Here is a 20,481-nt window from a genome sequence, read left to right as displayed (position 1 = left end):
AGTGCCCGCACCGCCACATCCGACCGAACTGCGGCGCACCATCGATCATTCGTGACGGCGCGTCGTGTGAAGCCTCGATCGCGCGGTTCTTGTGTCAAGACGGAACGCCTTTGGCGGAATCCGCTGCGCGGCGACGAACCCTCAACACCCAATTGCCCAGCGCATACACGGCAGCGGCGCCCAGCAGCCCTCCCGAGACCGTCAGCATGGCAGATGCGCCGAGCGTGGTTCCGGCAAAGTAACCGAACGTGGACACTCCGGCAACCCAGACCACGCCGCCCACGACATTGCAGATCAGGTATGTCCGCAACGGCATCGAGTTCATGCCCGACACGAGCGGCACCAAAGAACGCAGAACTCCCACCCAACGTCCACCCACTACCGCTACGACGCCACGGCTCTTCGTCAGTTGTTCTGCTCTGCGCCAACGCGCTTCGCCAACGCGTCGGCCCATCGCGCTGGTGCGAATACGCGGACCGAGCGTGCGACCGAAGGCATATCCGAGGCAGTCACCGGCTATCGCGGCCACCAGCCCCACGCCCATGACACCGATCAATGTCGCGTGACCGACACCGGCGAGCGCAGCACCGGCGAGCAGCACCGTCTCGGCGGGTAGGACGAGACCGAGCAGCACGGCCGACTCACCGAAAACCAGCAGCCCGACGAGGCAATAGACGTACACAGCGGGCATGGTTGCGAGGGCGGCGAACTGGTGAGACATACGACAAGCCTGCCCGGTCAACGTTGTGGGGCCGCTGAGAGTGCCTTGGCGTCACCTGCACACCGACTGTCAGGTGACTGCGCCGCTCAGGTGGCGGCCAGCACCCCGGATGAGAGCAGGCCTATGAGTATGACCCCCAGAAGGATTCGGTATCCAACGAAGTAGGTGATGGGGTGGTGGCTCACGAAGCGGAGCAGCCAAGCGATCGTTGCGTAGGCCACAATCGCACTGACCAGGGTCGCGATCACAGTCGCCGTCCATCCGACTCCACCGGAGATGTCCGTCGCGGTGGTGGCAGCTTCGTAGCCGCCTGCAGCCGTGAGCGCGGGGATCGACAAGAAGAACGAGAGTCTGGTCGCTGCAACCCGATCAAGACCCAGAAACAGTCCTGCGGAGATGGTTGCCCCGGACCGAGACACCCCGGGGACCAGCGCGATGCACTGCACGGCACCGACAATGACCCCGTCACGGATCGTGATCTCCCGATCGCCGCGACGCTGTGTTGCCCATCGCTCGGCGGCGTACATCACCGCACTCCAGGCAATCAACGCGCCCGCAACCACCCAGAGACTCCGCAACGGACCCGCAATGACGTCCTTGGCGAGGAAGCCGATGACACCGATCGGCATCGAACCCACGATCACCGCCCACGCCAAGCGGTACTCCGGCTCGCGCCGAGCGCTTTCCGAAGTCAACCCTCGGCCCCACGTCGAGGTCAACCTCACGATGTCGTGCCGGAAGTAGATGACCACGGCTGCGATAGCGCCCACCTGAATGATGGCGGTGAAGGCGGTCACCGACGCGTCGTCGATCGTCAGTCCCATCAGTTCCTCGACAATCGTCAGGTGGCCGGTGCTCGACACCGGTAGGAACTCCGTGAGCCCCTCCACCACACCGAGTATCACTGCCTGGACGATGTTCAATGTGCGTCTCCTATCGGCGGGTGGCGGTAGCCAGGTCTCCGACATCAGATCAGACAGTTGCTGTGTCAACGCTGAGTCATCGCATCCTGAAAGCGCTCTCAGCCGTTGACAGCGAGGACTCAGCCGCCCGGTCGCATCATCGTGGTGAATCGCGATCCGCGACACTGCACCGACGAGCGGTCGGACCAGCGACTCATCGCCAGTCCACGAAAGGTCTTTCATGTCTGACACACCATCTACGGAAGCCGTCCAGAGCATCCGACTCAGGGCCTCATCACGCGACCGCGAAGACGCCGCCACCGTCCTGAGAGCCGCCATGGCAGACGGCATGCTCACCCTCACCGAGTTCGATGACCGCTCCTCGTCGGTGTACTCCGCAACCTACCGTGACGAAGTCGCCGATCTGACCGCCGACGTCGATCACGTCCAACACCTCGCGCGCACAAAACCGACCACTTCTTCCGAAGGCCGTATTCGCCACAGCCTCTCGCAGATCTCTGCATTACTGCTCGTATCGACCGGCTACCTGCTGCAGCACCGCCGCGTCGCGGTCGTCATCGGGTCCCTGTGCCTGCTGTTGCTGATGGGCGTGTCGGCCCTGGCCGGGGGATGGATCCTCGACGGGCACGAGCACCACGCTGGAGACCTGCACCATGATGACGAGTGACCACGGCAACGAAAACGGATTCCTTCCCCGTGACGCATCTTTGCCGCTGCGCGAATATGCTTCCAGGGAAACATGATCCATCGTCGGATACCTGGAGTAGCGTAAGCAGCGTTCCACGCTCCCATGTGCTCGGCGACGCTCCTGGGTCGCCCGGCAGTGTCACTCAGCTGCCGATCGCACCTCTGTGTCGACCGGTCCGACGGATTCTGATCTAGCCTGGACCTTCTGATGGCATTCGCGGCCTCGGCAGCTCCTCAGCAATCGATGTAGGTACTGCTACGTCTCTCATTCGTCGGTGCTACCCCGAGACGACCGACGAGAAGAAAAACGAGGAACGCGTCGAGGGCTATGCTGCGAAATTGCGTCGAGGCCTGCCTAGCAACGTCGTTCGCCCCAAAATAGACCGCGCTGAGGCGGATAATGCGCGATTCGGTGTGGGTAACTACACCGATGACGCCGTGTCCGGGGCACAGCTGACCGTGCCCATCTCAAAGTCGACTTCATCGAATATACATCGCCACCGACTGTCACCGCGCTGCCCCGAGACCGAAGTGAATGCACCCGTTGGACAGGACCAGTGGCGGGCCCAGCTGGTCACGAAGCGTGCACGACGAACGCGGTTGCGATGAGGTCGATCACGCGTTCGGAATCACCACCACCGCTCAGCCAGTCGCTCGGCGCCATAGACTCCCCGGCAGCGCTGAGGTCGGGGTGCGGATTCTGCATGAACCAGGCGACGGCGATCGGATGCGCCGTGATGGGAAATGCTGGTGCGACTCGACCCCAGCCGGGTAGCTCGCCGTCACCGGTGAATTGAAATACCGGAAGCCGATGCGCGCTACCAACCTTGACCGACAGGAGCGTGCGGTGTGACAGCCGCTGACGCACCCACCCCGCAGTAACACCCAGTCTGGCTGCAGCGTCATCGGTACTCAACGCGCTCGCAAGGAGGGTGCCGATGCGTCGCAGGGCGGTCGTTGACGCGCGTTCCGCTGCGAGCGGCATCTCGTCGACAAACGACCCCGCCGCCAGCAGCACGGCCTCCTGATCGGCACTCATCGCCCGCGACGGCGCCCACGCCGGGTTGGTCGAGACAGCGTCCGTGAGGGCGAGAAGAAGGTCAACAACCGGGACACGCATCGAACTCTCGATCTGGTGCAGAGCAGCCACAATCGCCACGAGCTCGTCGGGCTGCTGGCGCTCACCCTGGTCTGCAGGGATGATCGCGTCGAGGTCCTGCAGGCCCCTGCTGACCATGGCGTGTGGGCTGACCCGTCGCGGGCTACCCATCGCAGCTCCTTCCTGCCGCCGATGCGTCAATGATAGAGCGCAACAGCGCAGATCACGGCTGTCCATGGCCAGCCCCGTCTCCCCAGGTCGCGATTGATATGCACTCGAAATAGGACTCGGCCTCGGCAGCTTTGCCCGGGCTGTTGATTCGATCGACAGGACACACTTGAACGTGCAATCACTCCGAGAGGTAGGCCACTCTAGGCCTCGTCAGCGTGCCGTCGCGCCAGATCGACCGCCATTTCCAGCAGCGGCGCACGTACGGTTTCGACGGGTCCTTCCTCAAACAATTGCAGCGGGGATTTGAACGCGAACTCAGGGTGGGCGACCGTCCACCATCCTTGAATCTCCCGAGGAGTCAAGGCCTCCGAGAGTTCCGCGACTATCTGGGCAGCTGTCTGCAATCGTGTCAGCGTGGCGGCACCCTTAACGTCTCGTTCGCCTTCAATCCATTGTCTGATTCCGCGAGTTTCCGACACGCCGAGCACTCTCGCCGCAAGGGTGAGGCCCAACGCATCGACTACTCGCTGGGCGAGAGTTGCAGTGTCGCCGAAAACCGCCAGCTCATACGACTGAGACATCTCGCTACTCGGCACCTTCCACAACGAAAAACAGCCACAACTCCAGGTCGAACGATGGCGCAACTCCACATCCAGCACCGCATAGCTCTGACCTGCATGTTCGGTCCTCAAGTATGACATGTCTACCAAGGCGCTGATGGAACGAGAACGAAGCTCAGCCCGCCCCAGACGGAATTACAGCCGCAAACCGTCGTTCTATGTCAACCGCCACGGCATGCCTGCTAGCATCAAGCTCATCGGAGCCTCAATGGGGCGCGGCGATCCTGGGCCGCGCACTTTGAGGCTTTTTGTTTGTGGCGACGGGAGGGATGAGTGGAGCTTGGCGGCCAGCGCGCTCGGTGAGCGCGCCACGTCCAAACGACCCCCGAATCGGGTCTACAGCGGTACAGACGCATCCGCGCTACACACACAGAAGGCCGGGTCGACACCCGGCCCACTGCTGACGTATCTCACGCGACATCCAGCCGGTCAAAGCTCACAGACGTCGCGCCGATCAACTCACCTAGGAGGGTACTCCATGCCCCGATCACAGAACCATTGCACGCTTCCTTGCAAATGGCCCGATCGGTCGGACGTCTCATGACCGAGGACCGCCCGCAGACACCTCGTGTCCCCGCCCGTCGCGGGGCCCGGCGAGTCGACCGGAAGCTCACCGAGCTGCTCGGTAACCAGGTGTCGCGAGTCGATGTGATGCGCGTCCTCGAGGATCCGGACGCACTCGTCGAACTGTCCCAATCCGCCGAGATAATCCTTTGGGACGGCCGAAAACCGCTGATTAGGAGCATGTTCGGTGGTGATGCGCTGCCTCTGGCTGACTTGCACCCGGTCCGGCGCATCGGCACGTTTCACGGCGCTCGGAGTCGATTCGCCTTCCACCCGACGGCTTTTGCGGGCCACCCCCACCTCGTGCTCTGTGAGTCCCTGCTGGAAGCGGCGTGGCTGGCGCAGTTCGATCGGCGGCCGGAGCACTGGGGCTACATCGCTCAGGCCGGCATCGTTCGTTGGCGACTCGGCGACAAACAGATCGTCCATGTACCCGACATCTTGGGCCAGGATGTCGGGGGACATCAGTGGATCGCTGATGTCCGCTATAGAACTTGTCGAAACCGAACTTCTTGGTGCCATCCACGCTCAGTCGACCTGGGCAACCCCGGAACGTACACAACACGACGACGGAGCAAGCGCCCTCGCTCTCCTGACCCCCGCCAAACGGGCCATCACCCTTGAGCGAGCAAGGCATATCCGAGAAATCCTGACCGGGAATCCGACCGGAGAGCCGTTCGATCCCGCCACATGCGACACCCGCTACGATCCGGCTCGCTTCAACGCGGAGACCCGCACGCAGACAAAGGTCTCGGATCTGAAGGGCGCGCGCGGATACAGCCGCTCGACTCTTTTCGAGCTGCGTCGCGCCTACGTCGAATCCGGGGGTAACGTTGCCGCGCTGGCACCGGGCGGAATTCCTGTGCCTACAGATCCTCGAGAGGGTCTCGAACCTCGCGTCGTCGAGTTGGTAGCCGCTATCGTCGCCCAGCTCAATTCCGAAGCCTATTCGGCGATGGATCTGGACTCCAAGATAGTTCACCTGCAGTATGAGCTGCGAGAGCGTGGCGTCATCGACCACCCACTTCTCCGGGCACGGCGACTCAAAGCGCTACTCAAGTTCTTTCAGCGAGGCATTCCTCAACACAACACTGAAACCCGACGGAACAAAGCCGCACGGACAATCGGCCACGTGTCCGCACCCAAGCCGTCTCAATTCCTGGAGAGAGTGGAAGTCGACGCGACGCGCCTCAACATCGACGTTTACGATCCCGATACGAAAGCCTCGTTCTTTCCATACGTTCTGGTTGCTATTTGTTGCGCAACCAAGCTCATGGCCACTCGGCTCTGCGCGAAACAGCCGACGACACGGGACGTGCGCCTATTGCTCTTCGACATGCTTCGACCCATCGTTCTTCCCGACCGCCAGCGCGATCACCTCCTCATGCTAGGCCTACCCAAAGAGTTATGGATCCGCCAGGAAGGCGGCGAACTGCACACAGTCGTGATTGACAACGGCCGCGAGATGCTCAACGTTTCCACCATCGACGTCGCCCTCCGCTTCAAGATCCGGATCGAGGGCTGCCGAAGCGGAACCGGTTCGGATAAGCCATTTGTCGAGTCGGCCAACAAGAATTTGGATCGAGTACAGCAGTGGTTCAAAGGCTATATCGGAAATCGCCCTCACCGACGCGGCAAGAACGTCACCGCAGCAATATCATACCGGGCGGCCGAATTAATTCTGCAGGAATACACCCACTCACTGTATCCGCACTTACCGCATACCGGACTGCCATCCGATCCGGACAGCACCGATCTGCTGACGCCCGCCCAGGCGTACGAGCGCTGCCTGGTTCGCGGCGGGGTCGCAGAAACTCGAGTCCATCCGGACGATGTCTTTACGCTCCTTGACAACGAGGTGGTGGCAGTGACCTCCGACGGCGTACGTCACGGCGGCGCCAAGTTTCGTGGCGAAGCGCTGCGATACGTAGTGCGAGAGGATGATCCGACCAGTAAGTACGCATCGAGTATCAGAATATTCCACGATCCAGCCGACAAATCGCGGGTCTTTTTCTACTCCACAGACAGACAACGGTGGTCCGAACTGCGGGCCATGCACGACGACTCGCAAGCTCTCCCACCCTGCAGTGATGTCCTATGGTCGGACTGGCTCTTCGAACTGAATCGCAAGCGATTCACCGAAGACGAAAAGCTCGATGTCCGCCTCGCATTCAAAGAATTCATCGAACGGATCATCCGCGAAGAGCCACTCCGCTACGCCCATGACCGCGCCTACCTGCACTCATCGGTTCCATCGCCGGTAGGAACTGCTGGCGCCACCTACACCCACGTCGACGACGACAAGCGCCACAGAGACTTTCCCATCGACGTCGACACCCTCATCCCCGACGACCATCAACTCGCCGAACTCCTCAGCAAAGGACAAGACTGGTGATCACCGACCCAGTTCATATCACCCGACCCCTCAGCCCGTATAACCGCGCCGATCTCGCACACTTTCCCCGCCATCTCGATGACATGGCCAACCCGCCCAGCACACGCACCGACACCCCCAGTGCTATCGCACGCTGGATACGGGGTATCGGACCGATAGAAACCTCCGACATCGACAAGATTCACCGCGCGATGATTCGACTCTTGGCCCAGAACAGCGAGTCACCAGCAGGCTCGCGACAATGGCTGGCAATCGATGGCCCACCATTGATGGGGAAATCTTCGTCAGTGATCGTCGGCGCACTCCGCGTGCACGATTGGCTACGCGATCACCAATCAGGAGACGTCAGAGATCCTTTCACCCACATTCCCGTCATCATCGTGTCAGGGAATCTGGGACACACGCCCCTCGCACGAACCCTGCTCGATAACATCGCGCGGTTCATCGGCGTGACACTACCGGCGAACTTGCGTGCAGCGATTACGGCGCTCGACTATCACCTACGCAACGTCGGCGCGCTTCTCGTGGTCGTCGATGACGCACACTTCATCAAACTCCGAGGCGGTTCGCGCAATCTCACCGACGATCTCAAGGACATCCTGACTTCCCTGACAGTATCTTTCGTATTCGTCGGCGCCGGACTACGCAGCAGCGCGCTACTCCATACACCAGGAGCGGACCCGCCCGCGAGAACAGGACGACCCTCGACCGGCACCGAAGCCACCGCCGAAGAGCGGCGCTTCCGCCGGGACCAATACTCGGCGGTTGAGCAGCTGCAGTGGCGCATGACGTACCTCGCATTGATAGAGCAGACCCCCTCGGTCGATGGGGCGCCTGACGATGTCTTCATCAACCGAATGAGCGAGATGGTCAAACAGCTGGAGCGTATCGACGGTTTTGATCCGAAGTATCTGCGCACCAAGACTGGACTCAAACTCGTCTTTCGGCGGGCGAAAGGTCGAACCGGTATCGGCTTCAAGATCATCAGCCTCGCAGCTGCAGTCGCGGCCGAACTCGAAACGACGCCGACCGATCAACATGTGCGGGCCGTGATGCGGCTGTCGGACGCGGACATCATCGATGCCTAGACTACCGCTCACCGATCGTCCGCGATCCGACGAGTCACTGGATTCCTGGCTGGAGTACCTCGCAGGGCTGATGTCCTGCTCGGTCCGGAACCTACTCGCTATGTGCGACATCAATCCTGGGCGTCGTTCCGCGGGATTCACCACCGGTGTCGACGACGATTTCGCTAGAAACCTCGCGGCCGCAACGGGGTCATCGATCGACGAGATCCATCGGGCGACCGTCGCTCGCTACGTCGAGTCTTTGGGGACAGATGGAAGGATCAACCCAAGCCTGCTATCCGGATGTAGCACCAGGTTTTGTCCGCAGTGTCTGGCAGACACTGGTGGACGCTGGAAGCTGATCTGGCACCTCCAGACCAGCACTGTCTGCCGAGACCATCGCTGTCTTCTGCTTGAGCGATGCCCCCGCTGCGGCGGAAAACCACGAATGACGACGAGCCGTAAACCCCAGGCCTTGTGGCCTCCCCGGCAGCGGCATGCGCAAGGACTATGTGGCATCTTGGGATGCATGGATGCGCTTGTCGCAGCCGCGGCTCCATCAATTACAGTCGAAGACAGCGCCATGCTCTCACAGCAGCTGTGGATTGACGCCAACGTCACCCATCCGCAAATATCCATTCGCTCGCTCGGTGATCTCACCGAGCGAACCGGTATCATCATGCGCGACATTGTCAACATCAAGACCGCGGCCGGGCGTGAGACAGTACTCGCTTCCGTCGAGCACAAGACATCATCCCTCTACAGCTCACCAAGTGCGGCAACGACTCGCTTATTCGACGAGATCAGTAATCAAGACCTGGTTAGTCCCTACCTCATCGGTGAAGCTGTTGCACAGACACTTCTCGCAAGCACCTACACAGCAACCGATCGAGATGCCGTCATCGACAATCTCAATTGGTTGCCATCTGCGACTGCTATAAAATCTTGCTACCGTAGGCCGGAGTCCGACAAAAGCTCCGGCCCCGCCGGGCTCAGCACGCGGAAACTGCTCTATCACCGCGAAATGGCCAGATCTTCAAACAATTCCCCTCCCCTTTGGCACGCAGAAATCCTCCAAACGGCCGGAGTTGAACCTCTCCATGCACGCACACTGCCATCGCGAATGTGGCCGGCAGTTGTGCACGCCCATCCATCCACCAAAGTCAGCACTCTGGAGTTGCTGCCTCTCACATCAGTGATCTCCCTCGCCGCACTCGGCTCCCACGGCCCACCGGCAAATCAGCGAAAGAACTTCGGCGTCTTAATCAAGAGCCATCGTCTTGATCTTGAGCTCCAGGCTCTGTGGTCGGGCGACAGCGTCGGCCAGATGCTCGACTTCTACCTGACCCTCCACGAACACCTGCGTTCCCAACCACCCCCAATCGACTATGCCCGCAGACGCCAACGCTTCCCCGCGCCCACGGTCCTTTACGGATCACGGCACCCCCACCCCAACCCTGCGCGTTTCGTCTGGCAAATCCTCACTGGGTCTGACCCGTTCTCCACCGCTGGTGCAGGGCAACAATTCGGCCCAGCTATCGCGAACTACGGTCGTTTCGTCGCTGCTCTTACCACAGCGCAGAAGTCCGTCCTCGTCGAAGAGGCGCGTCGCCTCCTCATTATGGCTGGGATCTTCGATGAGCCAATCTACTATGCACCCGCCTTCGACGGAACAGAGTTCCGGCGACGAGACTCTGACGAACTCCAGCATATGAGCATCGACGACGTGCTTATCCCCGGAACCCACATCATCGCGCTCAGGAGTGCTTCGCAAGATCGCGATCCCGGAATAGTTCTCCAGCGGGCACTCGACGGCGACACCAGTCTCGCGCGAGCACTCGCTTTCTTCGCCGCCACCGCTGGCAAAAACCAGGCGGTCGCCTCTCGACATGTCCGCAAAAGTCAGCGAGGCCTGGCGTACTGCGAAGACGTACTGGAAGTACTACTCGGCCGGGTGCTGCACGCCCGTGGTCGGCGCGGAAACCCCCGTGCTCTGACCCCGACAGGTATTGAGCTTCGTGATCGTTGTATGCCCCATCTCGACCAGCTCTGTGCAATCGGAGGCGTTGCCAGCTTGCCCAGCATTTCGGGCACTCATGAAGGCCACTGACAGTTGTGCACCAGGATGTCAACCATGCTGTGATGCGGACACATTGGTTTGCGTCAGAACTGGTCAGTTTTCGCTGAATACATCGCCCGCAGACTTTTCCACAATCTCATCTACGTGATCAAGTAGCAGTTTTACGGCTATCAGCGCCCTGCTGAGATCGTGGACCATGAGTCCGACATTCTGGTACCCACCACGTTGTTTCACTAGGTCTTCATCCTGACTACCAAGGAAGTCATCGATCGACGATATCGCATCCCGCATATTGCCAATAGGAACTAGCGGCGAGGATTCCTGTCGTCGTTGTAGAACTTCGTACAGTTCCTCAACTGGATTTGGTTTCAGATCAATCGAATTGACCAGCACCTTCTCTGTCTCATAGTTTGACCAGGAGAGACCGTGCGCAAGTCTCGTAGATTTTATCTGATTTTCTATGAAATGCCAACGCGATCTCACGACGTTCCACGCTTCAGTAAACTGCATTAAGTGGATTGACTGGATGAACCCATTGTGGCCCAGACCGGCAACACGGCGACCTTCGGACACCCGGTCTAGCTCGTATTCAGTTCGGGTAATGCCATTCACTGTGACGCTCCGCATAATGTTGTACTCGGCGATGACCTGACTCAGCCCGTCCAGAATGCTCGAAGCTTGCAATATCCCCTCGCGGGCTTGAGGGGTGAGGGCTGAGTCTATAGCATCTCGAAAGTCATCCCACCCACGAACGGTGAGGCGTTCAACCTCGTGTAGCTCTTTGCGCTCGTCCCTACGGCTCACAACTTCTGCGATTACGTAGTATGCGACCGGGACGCCGACCAGGAACCCAATCACCGAGGTTGCGAGGCTTGGTAAGAAGGACAGGCCATTCCACACCTGAGTCCCAACATCGAGGTAGACAAAGACCGCAGCGCCAACAAGTCCTGTGGCAACCATCACCAGGAACGTCGACGCTACACCCGTGGACGTACCCGCCGTCAAGAATCCCCACACACGCTTCAGTATCGCCACCCGACAAGCTCCTCGCGACCGTTAATTTGTTCGCTGCCACGAACATCAACACGATAGCCACAGTCACCGCCGCTTCAAGCGCTGGCGCGACCATCAGCCGCTCGCCGTCAGCCTCCTGACGGGCTGAGATGTATCGAATGAACCGCTACAGCTGGGCTCATTATCGTGCGCAGAGTCACTACTACGTCTGGTTCACCCGCGCCAGGGACACCGTGAGCTCCTCTACTCCGGGTGGTACATGACAAAGTGGGAGCTCGAAAGTGCGCATTTCTTCGTGAAGCTGGTTACGCCCAAGGACGCAGCTGACAGCTAGATCCACAAGACATCGCCGATGGGAACCTCCGCATCACAGCTGAGACGAGACGCCAGCTGGCGGTTCAACGTGAGCTGAGAGAGACTACATCAGTCACATTGCCACGCGCTATTACGTCTCAACGACGTCGACACGCTCGGTATTGATTGGCGATGCGCCTTCAGCGCTTACACGGGCGAGAGCTAGGCGCACCGAGGCATACCGATCCGTTCTGAGCTTGGCGATGATCGGCTCAAATGCGGGTTCCGGCGGCTGTGCCGCGATTGCGGCACCCAGTTGACGTCGTACAGACGTTGACGGGTCTGTACTGAGAAACTCGCCGATCTGCGGGTCTTGCGAGGGCGCTTGCGCCCACAACGCTGCTGCGGCCATTCGCAGCCGTGGTTCGGGACTCAACGCAAGGTCATTCGCGAGGACGTGGGCGTCAGCCTGTATGGCGGCGCTAGCTGTGAGCTCGGCAACCCTCCAATCGGTTGCAGCGAGCCGTATTTGGGATCGGAGACGATCTACGACCACTCGTGTCTCCTCGGCATTGACGCGCGTCATCGCCGCTGTCTCCAGCATCGTGGCTTCGAAGACAGTCCCACCATCACCGAACTTGAAGCGAGCGAGGGGATCCTGGTAATTGGCGCGCTCAATGATATCAACACGGGCCAGCTTTGGGGAATCAAACTGTTCGATGCACGTGCTGAAGGCAAGTCCCTTTTCGGTAGCTCCAAGTCTGCCTATCAGTGCCTGTATCGCGGCGGCAGCATCAACGCGCTCGTCCGCTGACATGAATTGATTTCGGATCCGGTCAACCAGGTGCTCCAGCCACGGTCCCAAGAGAGAGACCGCGTCCGGATCGCTACCTGCGGATAGAGTGGCGTCGAGGGCGACGCTGGCCTCGGTGCACGATCGCCCCACGACGAACGAGCTCTTGGGAGTGTTTAGGGGCTCCTCCATCAGCTTCTCGATCCGTTCCCGAGCGTAGGCCGCTGCGGGTGGAGTCCCTACCTGCCAATGCGCAAGGATACGGCCCGCGGCAGCGCTGTTCTCTTCAACCGCCACACTTGCTATGCGTTTGCGGACTTCAGGAATGTCACCTAGGCGCGCAGCAATTCGCTGCTCAGTATTACCTACGTCCTGGGCTAGCAGTGCTAGAAGCTGGCCTATGGCCTGCTCCCTCAGTGAGGGATGGTACTGGGCGACCACCATGAAGTAGTTGAGCAACTCGCTGTCGATGTAGCGGTATTGATTGTTTTCCCGTGGTACAAGTTCGGCTGCCGCACCATGAATTTGTGACGCAACGTCCTCTGGCAGACGCTCGCTCAGCGCGCCGATCGCATCAAGCGACGCGATAGCGTCATCAGTGTCAATTCGTGCTGGGTCGGTGGCTGTCAAAAATAGACTGGCGAGGGAGTCGGCAACGCGGTCAACGTCCGCGTCCGGAAGTAGATCGACTGTCGCAGCAACTGCGCTCGCTGCGGCCGCCCTCCGCGACTCGGATGGCGAAGCGAAATGTTGAGTGACGTCCAAGAACTCTTTGAGAGCCCCGGCAGCGTGTCCGGCCAACTTCCGACTGCCTAGGTTAATGTACTGGCGGACAGCGGATGTCGCACGGTCCGCCGACTCAAGCGCCCGTGCGTAGTTTCGACGTGCGTAGCTTTCATCACGTTCGGCTCCACTGATGCGTTCAAGTCGCAGCCAATGGTGGGCCCAGCGAACAGCATCGGGTACGTCTGCGCTCACGATGTTATCTAGCGCGTTGATGTTCGCCTGGCCTGCTCCGCTGATGAGCTGGTCGCGGTTCGTCGTCGCCCGAGCGCCAGCCATCGCCAGACTGGCGACCGTATTCGGACCGAACAGCGGGTTTACTTGAGTGATGGAGGCGACACACCGCAACGCTTTGCGGACGTCACCGCCGAGCCCGGCATGCCAAGCATGCATCACCGCTCGTCTGTACGCATTCACCGCTGCGGTGTCGTCACCGACGTAAACACACGCCCGTCCGAAACGCCGTTCAACTAGCGCGCGGAGACCGTCGTCGGTGAACGACTCGTCACGCACGGTTTCATACGCGTCGCGCGGCCGAGCTCCTAGCATGATCTCGAAGTCGGCGATTGCACAGCGCAGGCGGAGCCGGTCGACGCCGACCAACTGAGCTGGCAACGTCTGCAACGCTGACAGCAAGACTCCGTGGTCGTCCCGGTCGTCTTCGTCAGTGAGGACCTGTTCAGCGATTAGCAGTCCAATGCGCGCGCTATGCGGCGCATTGTTCGCGACAAGCAAGGAGAGTTTCTCGACAACGTCGACAACTTCGTAGCCGCGTTCAAACCAATCGGCGCAGTTGCGCAACAGGGATACCGCGGTTTTGGCAGATTCCAGGTGCTGTTCATCGACGCTTCTTGCTATTTCGTCAGCCAGCTTCAGCGATTCCCGCACCGCTGAACAAGATTCAATATCTTCCAGCGCCACCTCAATCGACAGATTCAACGCTCGGCTGTAGTCATGAGCAGCCCCGTAAGCTCGTATAGCTTCGAGCTTCACTGCATCCGCAAGGGGCAATGCATTTTCGCGCAGCTTCCTCGCAATGCGACTGTAAATCTCAGCTGCCGCAGGAGCGTCATTTTCCGGATCTGAAGTCAGGAGTGAGGATGCGCGTTCAAATTCCTCGCGTTCACCGATCGCCGTGAGAGGGTCATCGAGCAGCCCAGCGGCGTTACCGATACCTGCGCGGGCTGGCGGAGTGTAGTGGCAGAAGGTCTCCGCCCAGTACGGACCAAAATATCCGGCAACGATCGCGCCAAAGAAGCGCAGCTCACGCGAAAGGACGTGTGAGTCAATAAGGCGTACACGAAAGTCGCCGGCAAACTCGGCCTTCAGCACTTCGAGCTTGTCAGTTACCGCAGTGTCCTCATTGGGCCAGGACGTAACGAAAACAAATTCGTCGGCATCCGGAAACGGACGCGCGACCGAAACTCGTTCTCCATCCTTAATTCTTGTAGGACTCCCATATTCACGAACTGCCTTTTCGAGCCCATCAGCCGTCAGAGAGTCGACGCGTCGGACCTGATAGACGATTTGCCGTTCACCTTTTAACCCGACAATGTCTAGTCCGCCTTGCCACTGACCTGACCGCCCGTAAGCGTGGACCTCGTCCAATCGATATACCGATTGCGCAACATCGGCCACCAACCGTTCGAAGAGCAGCGGATCCATTAGGGCCAATGGCAGGATCGGACTACCCGGTGTCGGTGTCGGCGCTTCCTCGGGTGCTGGACGACGCGCGAGAACTTCGTTGAGGACGTTTGGCCCTGGTCCCTCGGAGGCTCCGGCATCTGCACCGTTTTCGTCAGTCAAGAACTACCCCATCCACACCGGTGATGATAGATCGATGCAAGCATAGATGCGGACAGACCAGGCACTACGCCTCGAGGTATCGATCGGCAACTGCAAGGTCTGGGTGTTCGAGTGGCGTACCTCAGCGCCTTGGTACTCAGTCGTGAGGGTTCCTGGCGACGCCAATCTGGTCGGTGGTGCCTGGCAACCTAACTGCATGGTATCCGTCACCAGGCCTTGGACCAGACCCATGAGCTCCATGTCAATCACCGTTTCCGACACTATCCTCGATCGGTATCGCCGAGTAAGGGCGTCGGCTGATGTCGCATATGCCAGCGGCCTTGCGTCGGTTCCACTTCTTGTCGCGACCGCTGTCAACCCGATCGTCGCCGGGGTCATCGGGTCGCTTTGCTTCGTGCTCTTCGCCGCGCTACAAGGCTGGATCTACAGATTGCGGCCCTGGCCGAACCGGCAAGGGTTCGGGAAGTCGCAATGTACCGCGACCAACTGGCCAAAGTGCAGCGCGTAGTCGCATTCGCAGCCTTGGCGACAGGGTTCGCCATCATCTCGCTCGATACACTCGTCGAGCTCCGAGTCCATCCCGCGATCGCCCTGGTCAAGGGTTACAGCCGCCGGCTGGAAGTCGTGGTTCATGACTGGTAGAGGTCTGAATCCCGTGCAAGCACATCAACCGCCAGCGACTTACTGAGGGGTCGACCTGTACCCGCAGGTCAAAGCGATTTTGCGAGTGAGTCCGGGCTTTCTGCCGAGACCCAGTCCGGAAACTGGGTGTTTTCCCAGCTCACCAGTCCGGACTTTCAGCGCGCGCGGCACCAAGTGCGATTCAGCCACCGACCCCGGACTTACGCCTGCGCATCCCCCACACCCCGATCACTGCGACGGCGACGACGCTGACCGCGGTGAACCACGGCAACCCGATCGCCACGATCAGCGGCACCGACAGCGCGGTGATCAAGCCGCCACCGAGGAACGGCTCGTACGGTAGCTGTTTGTAGCCATAGGCATTCGCGGTCGAGGTCTCGCGTCGGGGATCGACCATGTCGGCGAGGACGAAGCCGGTCGCGACATTGCCCTGCGATTGCCCGAAGTCGGCGATGGCGTGCTCGAACCAATCCGCACCGTGGAATCGGCGCCCCAGCCAGATCAGACAGACCACACTCCACCCGACACCGACGACGGTGAACACGACGATCGCCGGGACGTTGGAGCCGATGGTCGCCAGCGACATCGTGCCGATCGCACACACCAACAAGACGTCGAGGGCGATCGACGAGATCCCCTCGATCGCACGCTTGTCGACCCGGTGGGCCTGCCCGGTTCTCGTCACCACCCATTGCACGATGAACCCGCCGATGACTGCCACCGGGAACAACGGCATCTTGTCCAGGATGTCGGAACCGAGTGCGGAGACGATGGCCCGCGCTCCCCACAGGATGCCGACCGACACCAGAATCGTCACGCCGATCAGGGCGAAGGCGAGGGTGGTGGGGTGCAGACCGGTCTCGTTGGCGGGCTTGGCATCTGCCGGGACCACGTGGATGTCGTCGACGTCGTAGTTCTCATCGGACCGGAGGGGCTCGTTGCGGCGCAGCGGGATTCGGGGATGGCGGACCGCCCAGCGCACCAGCATCGATCCGACGACCACACCGGTCACCATGCTGATCGTCGCCAGGCCGAGCCCGATGTCGACGAGTTCGGGAGCGCCTTCGTCGCTGAAGACCTGACCCATGCCCGCGATGGTGCCGTGACCGCCGGCAAACGACATCTCCAACAGGGAACCGGCTTCGGCGGGTAGTCCGAAGAAGGGAGTGAGGACCAGGAGCACCGCGAGACCCCCGAGAGCGAACTGTCCGAACGACAGGAACGCACCGAACAATGCGTGCGGTGCCGCGGCGTCCCACAGGGCCCGCGGGCTGGGCAGCGTCTTGCCGAGCATGATGGCCGCGAAGACCACGTTGATCATCAGTCCGGGGATCACCCGCCAGACCTCGATGACGTCCGAGGGGAACAACCCGTGGCTGTCGGTGAGCCGGCCGAGCACCTGGGGTCCGAGGATCAACACCAGGAATCCCGACACCACGCTCGCCGGGATGAACAAGGTGTGCAGGAATCCGACCTTCATGCGCACGGTCCACCCGACGACGAGTACCGCGCCGAGGATGGCCAGCGACAGTCCGACGGTCTGGGCCTCACTGAGTTGTGCGAGCACTACCGCGCCCCCGATTCGGCTGCATGCATCGCCCCATCGTAGGCACCGACGTCGGTGGCGGACGTGTCGGGATCGCCCTACGGAGGCCGTGATGAAGCGAAACCGACGAAGGTGTTGACACCGCTTACTTCGGGTTCTACCGTGAGCCGGGAGGCGTCCACAACAGGAAACGAACCTCCCGAGATCCGACCCGGCCTTCCGGGCGGCAACTCAGCGCGGGAAATGCATTCTCCACCATCGATTCTCGTGCCGCGGTTCTGACACAACCACCCGCGTCGAAAACCTCAACTGCCAGATGCGACTGCAATCGACGCACGCTTCCAGAGGAAAGAGGCTCACCCCATGCCCGAGATTCCCGCTCCCCTGCCCCCCTATCTCGAACCCGCGGCGCAAGAGCTGTGCGCCGCCACCGATCCCCACCCGCGCATCTACGAGGTACCACCCGATCAGGGACGTCAGATCCTGCTCGACCTGCAGAGCGACGAGAGCGTCCCCCGACCCGAGGTCGACGAGGAGTGGGTGGATGTCAACGCCGGCGAATGGGGCACCGTCAGAACCCGGATCATCCGGCCGAAGGGCGCGAGTGGCCAGCTGCCGGTCGTGTTCTACATTCACGGCGCCGGTTGGGTTTTCGGGGACGACAGAACCCATGACCGACTGTTCCGGGAACTGGCCGTCGGCGCCGGCGCGGCCGGGGTCTTCCCGGTCTATGACCGCGCACCCGAACACAAGTACCCCACGCAGATCGAGCAGAACTACGCCGTTGGCCAATGGGTACTCGAACACGGTTCGGAGCATGGACTCGACACCAGCCGCATCGCGGTGACCGGCGAGTCCGTCGGCGGTTGTATGTCGGCGGTGTTCGCACTGATGAACAAGGAGCGCGCTGGCATCGATCTCAAGGCACAGGTGCTGCTCTACCCCGTGGCCAACGCCGACTTCAACACCCCGTCCTACCTCCAATTCGCCGAGGGCTACTACCTCACGCGCGACGGAATGAAGTGGTTCTGGGATGCCTACACCACCGATCCGGCACAACGGGCAGAGCCCCACGCGTCACCGCTGCAAGCGAGTGTCGAAGAACTGCAAGGACTCCCGACAACACTGGTCATCACCGACGAAGCCGACGTGCTGCGTGACGAAGGCGAACAGTACGCGAACAAACTCCGTGAGGCGGGAGTGGACGTCACCAGCGTGCGGGTCGCCGGCATGGTCCACGACTTCCTGCTCCTCGACAGCCTACGAGATACCAAGGCCGCCAACGTGGCCCGCACACTCGCGATCGATGCACTGCGGAGTGCGTTGCAGGGCTGACTCTCAAAGATCGGCGGCACCGGCCACCGTGTACGAGGTGCTGGATCCCTACGCACGTCCGAACTGACCCCGATACTCCCTCGGCCGCATACCGGTGTGCCTTGTGAACAGGTCCGAGAACGCGCCGCCATCCTGGTAGCCGACGGCACGGTGGACGTCGCCGAGGGTGCGGTCGGTGGACGCCAGAAGGTGCTGCGCACGCCGGATGCGGGCCCGCTGTAGATAGGTCAGCGGCGACTCCCCGGTTTCGCGTTTGTAGGTCCGGAGCAGAGTTCTGGTACTCACCGACATCTGCGCCGCAAGGTCTTTGAGGCTGTACGGCTCGGTGAGGTGACGCTCGAGGTGGCGTTGTACCCGCGCAGCGAACGACGACCCGGCGGGCGGCAGCAGCGCGGTGTCGACGTAGGGCGTCTGGCTGCTACGGGCGTCGTCGAGCAGCGCGATCCGCGCGGTGCGACGCGCGACGTCGTCGCCGTGGCGGCTCTCGATGAGGTCGATGACGAAGTCGTACATGGCGCTGAATGCGGCGGTCGTGGTGACCCCCTCGTCGGTGACGACGAGCTTCTCGTCGTCGACCACCGCGCACGGAAAGGCTTGTCGCAGAGCATCGGCGAACAACCACGCGGTGGTGACCGTGCGGCCGTCGAGTACCCCGGACGCCCCGAGCAGAAAGGCGCCGACGCACACCGAGACGACGGGCCGGCCATCGCAAACGTGCCGGCCGATCACCTCGATCTCCGGCGCCAGATCTGCGAGTCTGTCCGAAACATTTTCCCCGGGAACGAATTCGAAACCAGGGATCACCAATACGTCGGTGTCGTCGCCGGCCGCGGACACCTGCAGCGGGATGTCACCGGAGGCGACGACGCGACTGCGCGGCGAGACGATCGAGGTCACCAGCGACGGCTCCTGGTGGTGCGCCCGGGCGACGTGGCCACCCATGGTGAGCACGTCGGTGATACCGAAGATCTCCGAGGCGAAGCACCCCGGGTATGCGAGGATGCCGACACGCGTCAGGTCAGCCATGTTCCTCCGCAACGGTTTCGGAGCCTCCGAGCAGGGCCACGGTCAGGTAGTCCACGATCTCGTCTCGCGCCCGGATGGTCGGATGACCGGCCTCGTCGACGAGATGGGCGGTCACCACGCTGTGCGGCGTGCCGACGACGTCGGCGAAGAACGGCGGCGGACTCGGATTCGCCGACGACCCCGGCAGCACGCGCCCATCGAACCGGTCGCCGAGCAGCTCGGCATAGGCGGCGAATCGTGCTGCGGTACACCACCGATCGGTGTCGAACCGATACCCGATCACCCGCAGGTCGTCGGCGTCGAGCCGGCGACGGAGGGCACGGCCGTCGGCCTCGGACAGTTCGAGACCGCCCGGGTCGTCGAGCGGCAGTGACGGGTGATTGACGACGGCAGCGACGACCGAGTCGTCGAGCATCATCGTGAGGGCGAAGTTGCCGGTGAAACACAACCCGACAGCGCCCACACCCGGCCCACCGCATTCGGCATGCGCCACCCGCGCCAGCGCGCGCAGCGTCGTCGCGATCGGACTCGTACCGCCACCGGCGAAGGCATTGAACTCCCGGCTCACGCACGCCCGCTTCATGATCGACGTGCCGGCCTCGGCCTGCGGGTAGGCTCCATCCACCCCGAACAGCGACGGCAGGTAGACGGTCAGTCCCGCATCGCGTATCCACCGACCGAACCGCAGCACGTCGGGGCTGATGCCCGGCATCTCCGGCAACAACACCACCGCGGGGCCTCTGCCCGAGGTCCACACCGTCAGTTCGTCGCCGGCGAGATCGAGGTGGCGAGCAGTGAAATCGGTCATCGGATCATCAGTCGCGGAGGTCGGGGTCATGTCTTCATGCTCGGTCATGATCAGGTCACGCCGACAGTGGCGGGATCGCCATCCTTCCGGGTGATCCCGCCACGATA

The 20,481-nt window shown here is 61.4% G+C and carries 16 protein-coding genes and 1 pseudogene; 7 read left to right on the top strand and 10 right to left on the bottom strand.

The genetic code is table 11. The features are described 5' to 3' along the window. Positions 1–94: 94 nt before the first annotated feature. A complete protein-coding gene (locus GOPIP_RS20950) occupies positions 95–721 on the bottom strand; it encodes a DedA family protein (protein ID WP_006371796.1) in 627 nt (208 codons plus the stop codon). Positions 722–807: 86 nt separating this feature from the next. Continuing rightward, positions 808–1,644, bottom strand: coding sequence for an undecaprenyl-diphosphate phosphatase (locus tag GOPIP_RS20945; protein WP_006371795.1), 837 nt, complete (start codon positions 1,642–1,644; stop codon positions 808–810). A gap of 220 nt (positions 1,645–1,864) precedes the next feature. Here GOPIP_RS20945 and GOPIP_RS20940 point away from each other — a divergent pair, with 220 nt between their 5' ends. Next, positions 1,865–2,311 (top strand): DUF1707 SHOCT-like domain-containing protein, encoded by a 447-nt coding sequence (locus tag GOPIP_RS20940; protein WP_006371794.1) that lies wholly within the window; start codon positions 1,865–1,867, stop codon positions 2,309–2,311. A 594-nt stretch (positions 2,312–2,905) separates the two neighbouring features. On the opposite strand, the gene GOPIP_RS28050 is transcribed toward GOPIP_RS20940, so the two are convergent. The 3 genes from GOPIP_RS28050 to GOPIP_RS28425 all read right to left on the bottom strand — a co-directional run bounded on the left by GOPIP_RS28050 (position 2,906) and on the right by GOPIP_RS28425 (position 5,250). Next, the gene (locus tag GOPIP_RS28050; protein ID WP_006371793.1) at positions 2,906–3,601 is read right to left on the bottom strand and encodes a hypothetical protein; all 696 of its coding nucleotides are present in this window, start codon (positions 3,599–3,601) and stop codon (positions 2,906–2,908) included. 200 nt (positions 3,602–3,801) lie between these two features. Continuing rightward, the gene (locus GOPIP_RS20930) at positions 3,802–4,293 is read right to left on the bottom strand and encodes a hypothetical protein (protein ID WP_138944149.1); all 492 of its coding nucleotides are present in this window, start codon (positions 4,291–4,293) and stop codon (positions 3,802–3,804) included. 387 nt (positions 4,294–4,680) lie between these two features. Then, entirely contained in the window at positions 4,681–5,250 is a 570-nt protein-coding gene (locus tag GOPIP_RS28425; RefSeq protein ID WP_006371791.1) for a hypothetical protein, read from the bottom strand. On the opposite strand from GOPIP_RS28425, the gene GOPIP_RS20920 reads away from it, so the two are divergent. The 4 genes and pseudogenes from GOPIP_RS20920 (at position 5,237) to GOPIP_RS28420 (ending at position 10,357) form a co-directional block, all read left to right on the top strand. Beyond that, positions 5,237–7,180 (top strand): transposase family protein, encoded by a 1,944-nt coding sequence (locus GOPIP_RS20920; protein ID WP_138944148.1) that lies wholly within the window; start codon positions 5,237–5,239, stop codon positions 7,178–7,180. The genes GOPIP_RS28425 and GOPIP_RS20920 overlap by 14 nt on opposite strands. Beyond that, positions 7,177–8,268 (top strand): TniB family NTP-binding protein, encoded by a 1,092-nt coding sequence (locus GOPIP_RS20915; RefSeq protein WP_006371789.1) that lies wholly within the window; start codon positions 7,177–7,179, stop codon positions 8,266–8,268. The genes GOPIP_RS20920 and GOPIP_RS20915 overlap by 4 nt, the downstream gene beginning before the upstream one ends. Further along, positions 8,261–8,647 (top strand): annotated as a pseudogene (locus GOPIP_RS29930) (TniQ family protein); the annotation flags it as partial. The gene GOPIP_RS20915 and the pseudogene GOPIP_RS29930, both read left to right, overlap by 8 nt. 129 nt (positions 8,648–8,776) lie before the next feature. Then, positions 8,777–10,357, top strand: coding sequence for a hypothetical protein (locus GOPIP_RS28420; protein ID WP_006371788.1), 1,581 nt, complete (start codon positions 8,777–8,779; stop codon positions 10,355–10,357). Positions 10,358–10,420: 63 nt separating this feature from the next. Here GOPIP_RS28420 and GOPIP_RS20905 read toward each other — a convergent pair whose 3' ends face one another. Both GOPIP_RS20905 and GOPIP_RS20900 read right to left on the bottom strand, forming a co-directional pair. Continuing rightward, a complete protein-coding gene (locus tag GOPIP_RS20905; protein WP_006371787.1) occupies positions 10,421–11,362 on the bottom strand; it encodes a hypothetical protein in 942 nt (313 codons plus the stop codon). 424 nt (positions 11,363–11,786) lie between these two features. Beyond that, positions 11,787–14,876, bottom strand: a complete 3,090-nt coding sequence (locus tag GOPIP_RS20900) for a hypothetical protein (RefSeq protein ID WP_006371786.1) — start codon at positions 14,874–14,876, stop codon at positions 11,787–11,789. Between the two features lie 612 nt (positions 14,877–15,488). Between GOPIP_RS20900 and GOPIP_RS29190 the strand changes: the two genes are divergently transcribed. Beyond that, the gene (locus GOPIP_RS29190) at positions 15,489–15,659 is read left to right on the top strand and encodes a hypothetical protein (RefSeq protein ID WP_006371785.1); all 171 of its coding nucleotides are present in this window, start codon (positions 15,489–15,491) and stop codon (positions 15,657–15,659) included. Between the two features lie 181 nt (positions 15,660–15,840). Here the strand turns inward: GOPIP_RS29190 and GOPIP_RS20885 are convergent, their stop codons facing one another. Further along, positions 15,841–17,226, bottom strand: a complete 1,386-nt coding sequence (locus GOPIP_RS20885) for a sodium/glutamate symporter (RefSeq protein WP_006371784.1) — start codon at positions 17,224–17,226, stop codon at positions 15,841–15,843. Between the two features lie 342 nt (positions 17,227–17,568). Here GOPIP_RS20885 and GOPIP_RS20880 point away from each other — a divergent pair, with 342 nt between their 5' ends. Continuing rightward, complete coding sequence (locus GOPIP_RS20880) at positions 17,569–18,540, top strand: alpha/beta hydrolase (protein WP_006371783.1); 972 nt, start codon at positions 17,569–17,571, stop codon at positions 18,538–18,540. A gap of 48 nt (positions 18,541–18,588) precedes the next feature. Here the strand turns inward: GOPIP_RS20880 and GOPIP_RS20875 are convergent, their stop codons facing one another. Then, a complete protein-coding gene (locus tag GOPIP_RS20875; RefSeq protein ID WP_006371782.1) occupies positions 18,589–19,566 on the bottom strand; it encodes a GlxA family transcriptional regulator in 978 nt (325 codons plus the stop codon). After that, a complete protein-coding gene (locus tag GOPIP_RS20870) occupies positions 19,559–20,404 on the bottom strand; it encodes a dienelactone hydrolase family protein (RefSeq protein ID WP_035728638.1) in 846 nt (281 codons plus the stop codon). Before GOPIP_RS20870 ends, GOPIP_RS20875 begins: the two co-directional genes overlap by 8 nt. Positions 20,405–20,481: the final 77 nt, after the last annotated feature.

It is taken from the genome of Gordonia polyisoprenivorans NBRC 16320 = JCM 10675, from assembly GCF_000241325.1.
Taxonomy (GTDB): Bacteria; Actinomycetota; Actinomycetes; order Mycobacteriales; family Mycobacteriaceae; genus Gordonia; species Gordonia polyisoprenivorans.
The sequence above is the reverse complement of the archived record's forward strand: the minus strand, read 5'-3'. Positions and strand labels throughout refer to the sequence as shown.

What these genes read in the sequence shown, in the direction of transcription:
- GOPIP_RS20950 (WP_006371796.1), bottom strand. Translation starts at nt 721, where the DNA reads ATGTCTCACCAGTTCGCCGCCCTCGCAACCATGCCCGCTGTGTACGTC.
- GOPIP_RS20940 (WP_006371794.1), top strand. Translation starts at nt 1,865, where the DNA reads ATGTCTGACACACCATCTACGGAAGCCGTCCAGAGCATCCGACTCAGG.
- GOPIP_RS28050 (WP_006371793.1), bottom strand. Translation starts at nt 3,601, where the DNA reads ATGGGTAGCCCGCGACGGGTCAGCCCACACGCCATGGTCAGCAGGGGC.
- GOPIP_RS20920 (WP_138944148.1), top strand. Translation starts at nt 5,237, where the DNA reads ATGTCGGGGGACATCAGTGGATCGCTGATGTCCGCTATAGAACTTGTC.
- GOPIP_RS28425 (WP_006371791.1), bottom strand. Translation starts at nt 5,250, where the DNA reads ATGTCCCCCGACATCCTGGCCCAAGATGTCGGGTACATGGACGATCTG.
- GOPIP_RS28420 (WP_006371788.1), top strand. Translation starts at nt 8,777, where the DNA reads ATGGATGCGCTTGTCGCAGCCGCGGCTCCATCAATTACAGTCGAAGAC.
- GOPIP_RS20900 (WP_006371786.1), bottom strand. Translation starts at nt 14,876, where the DNA reads ATGGATCCGCTGCTCTTCGAACGGTTGGTGGCCGATGTTGCGCAATCG.
- GOPIP_RS29190 (WP_006371785.1), top strand. Translation starts at nt 15,489, where the DNA reads ATGTACCGCGACCAACTGGCCAAAGTGCAGCGCGTAGTCGCATTCGCA.
- GOPIP_RS20880 (WP_006371783.1), top strand. Translation starts at nt 17,569, where the DNA reads ATGCCCGAGATTCCCGCTCCCCTGCCCCCCTATCTCGAACCCGCGGCG.
- GOPIP_RS20875 (WP_006371782.1), bottom strand. Translation starts at nt 19,566, where the DNA reads ATGGCTGACCTGACGCGTGTCGGCATCCTCGCATACCCGGGGTGCTTC.
- GOPIP_RS20870 (WP_035728638.1), bottom strand. Translation starts at nt 20,404, where the DNA reads ATGACCCCGACCTCCGCGACTGATGATCCGATGACCGATTTCACTGCT.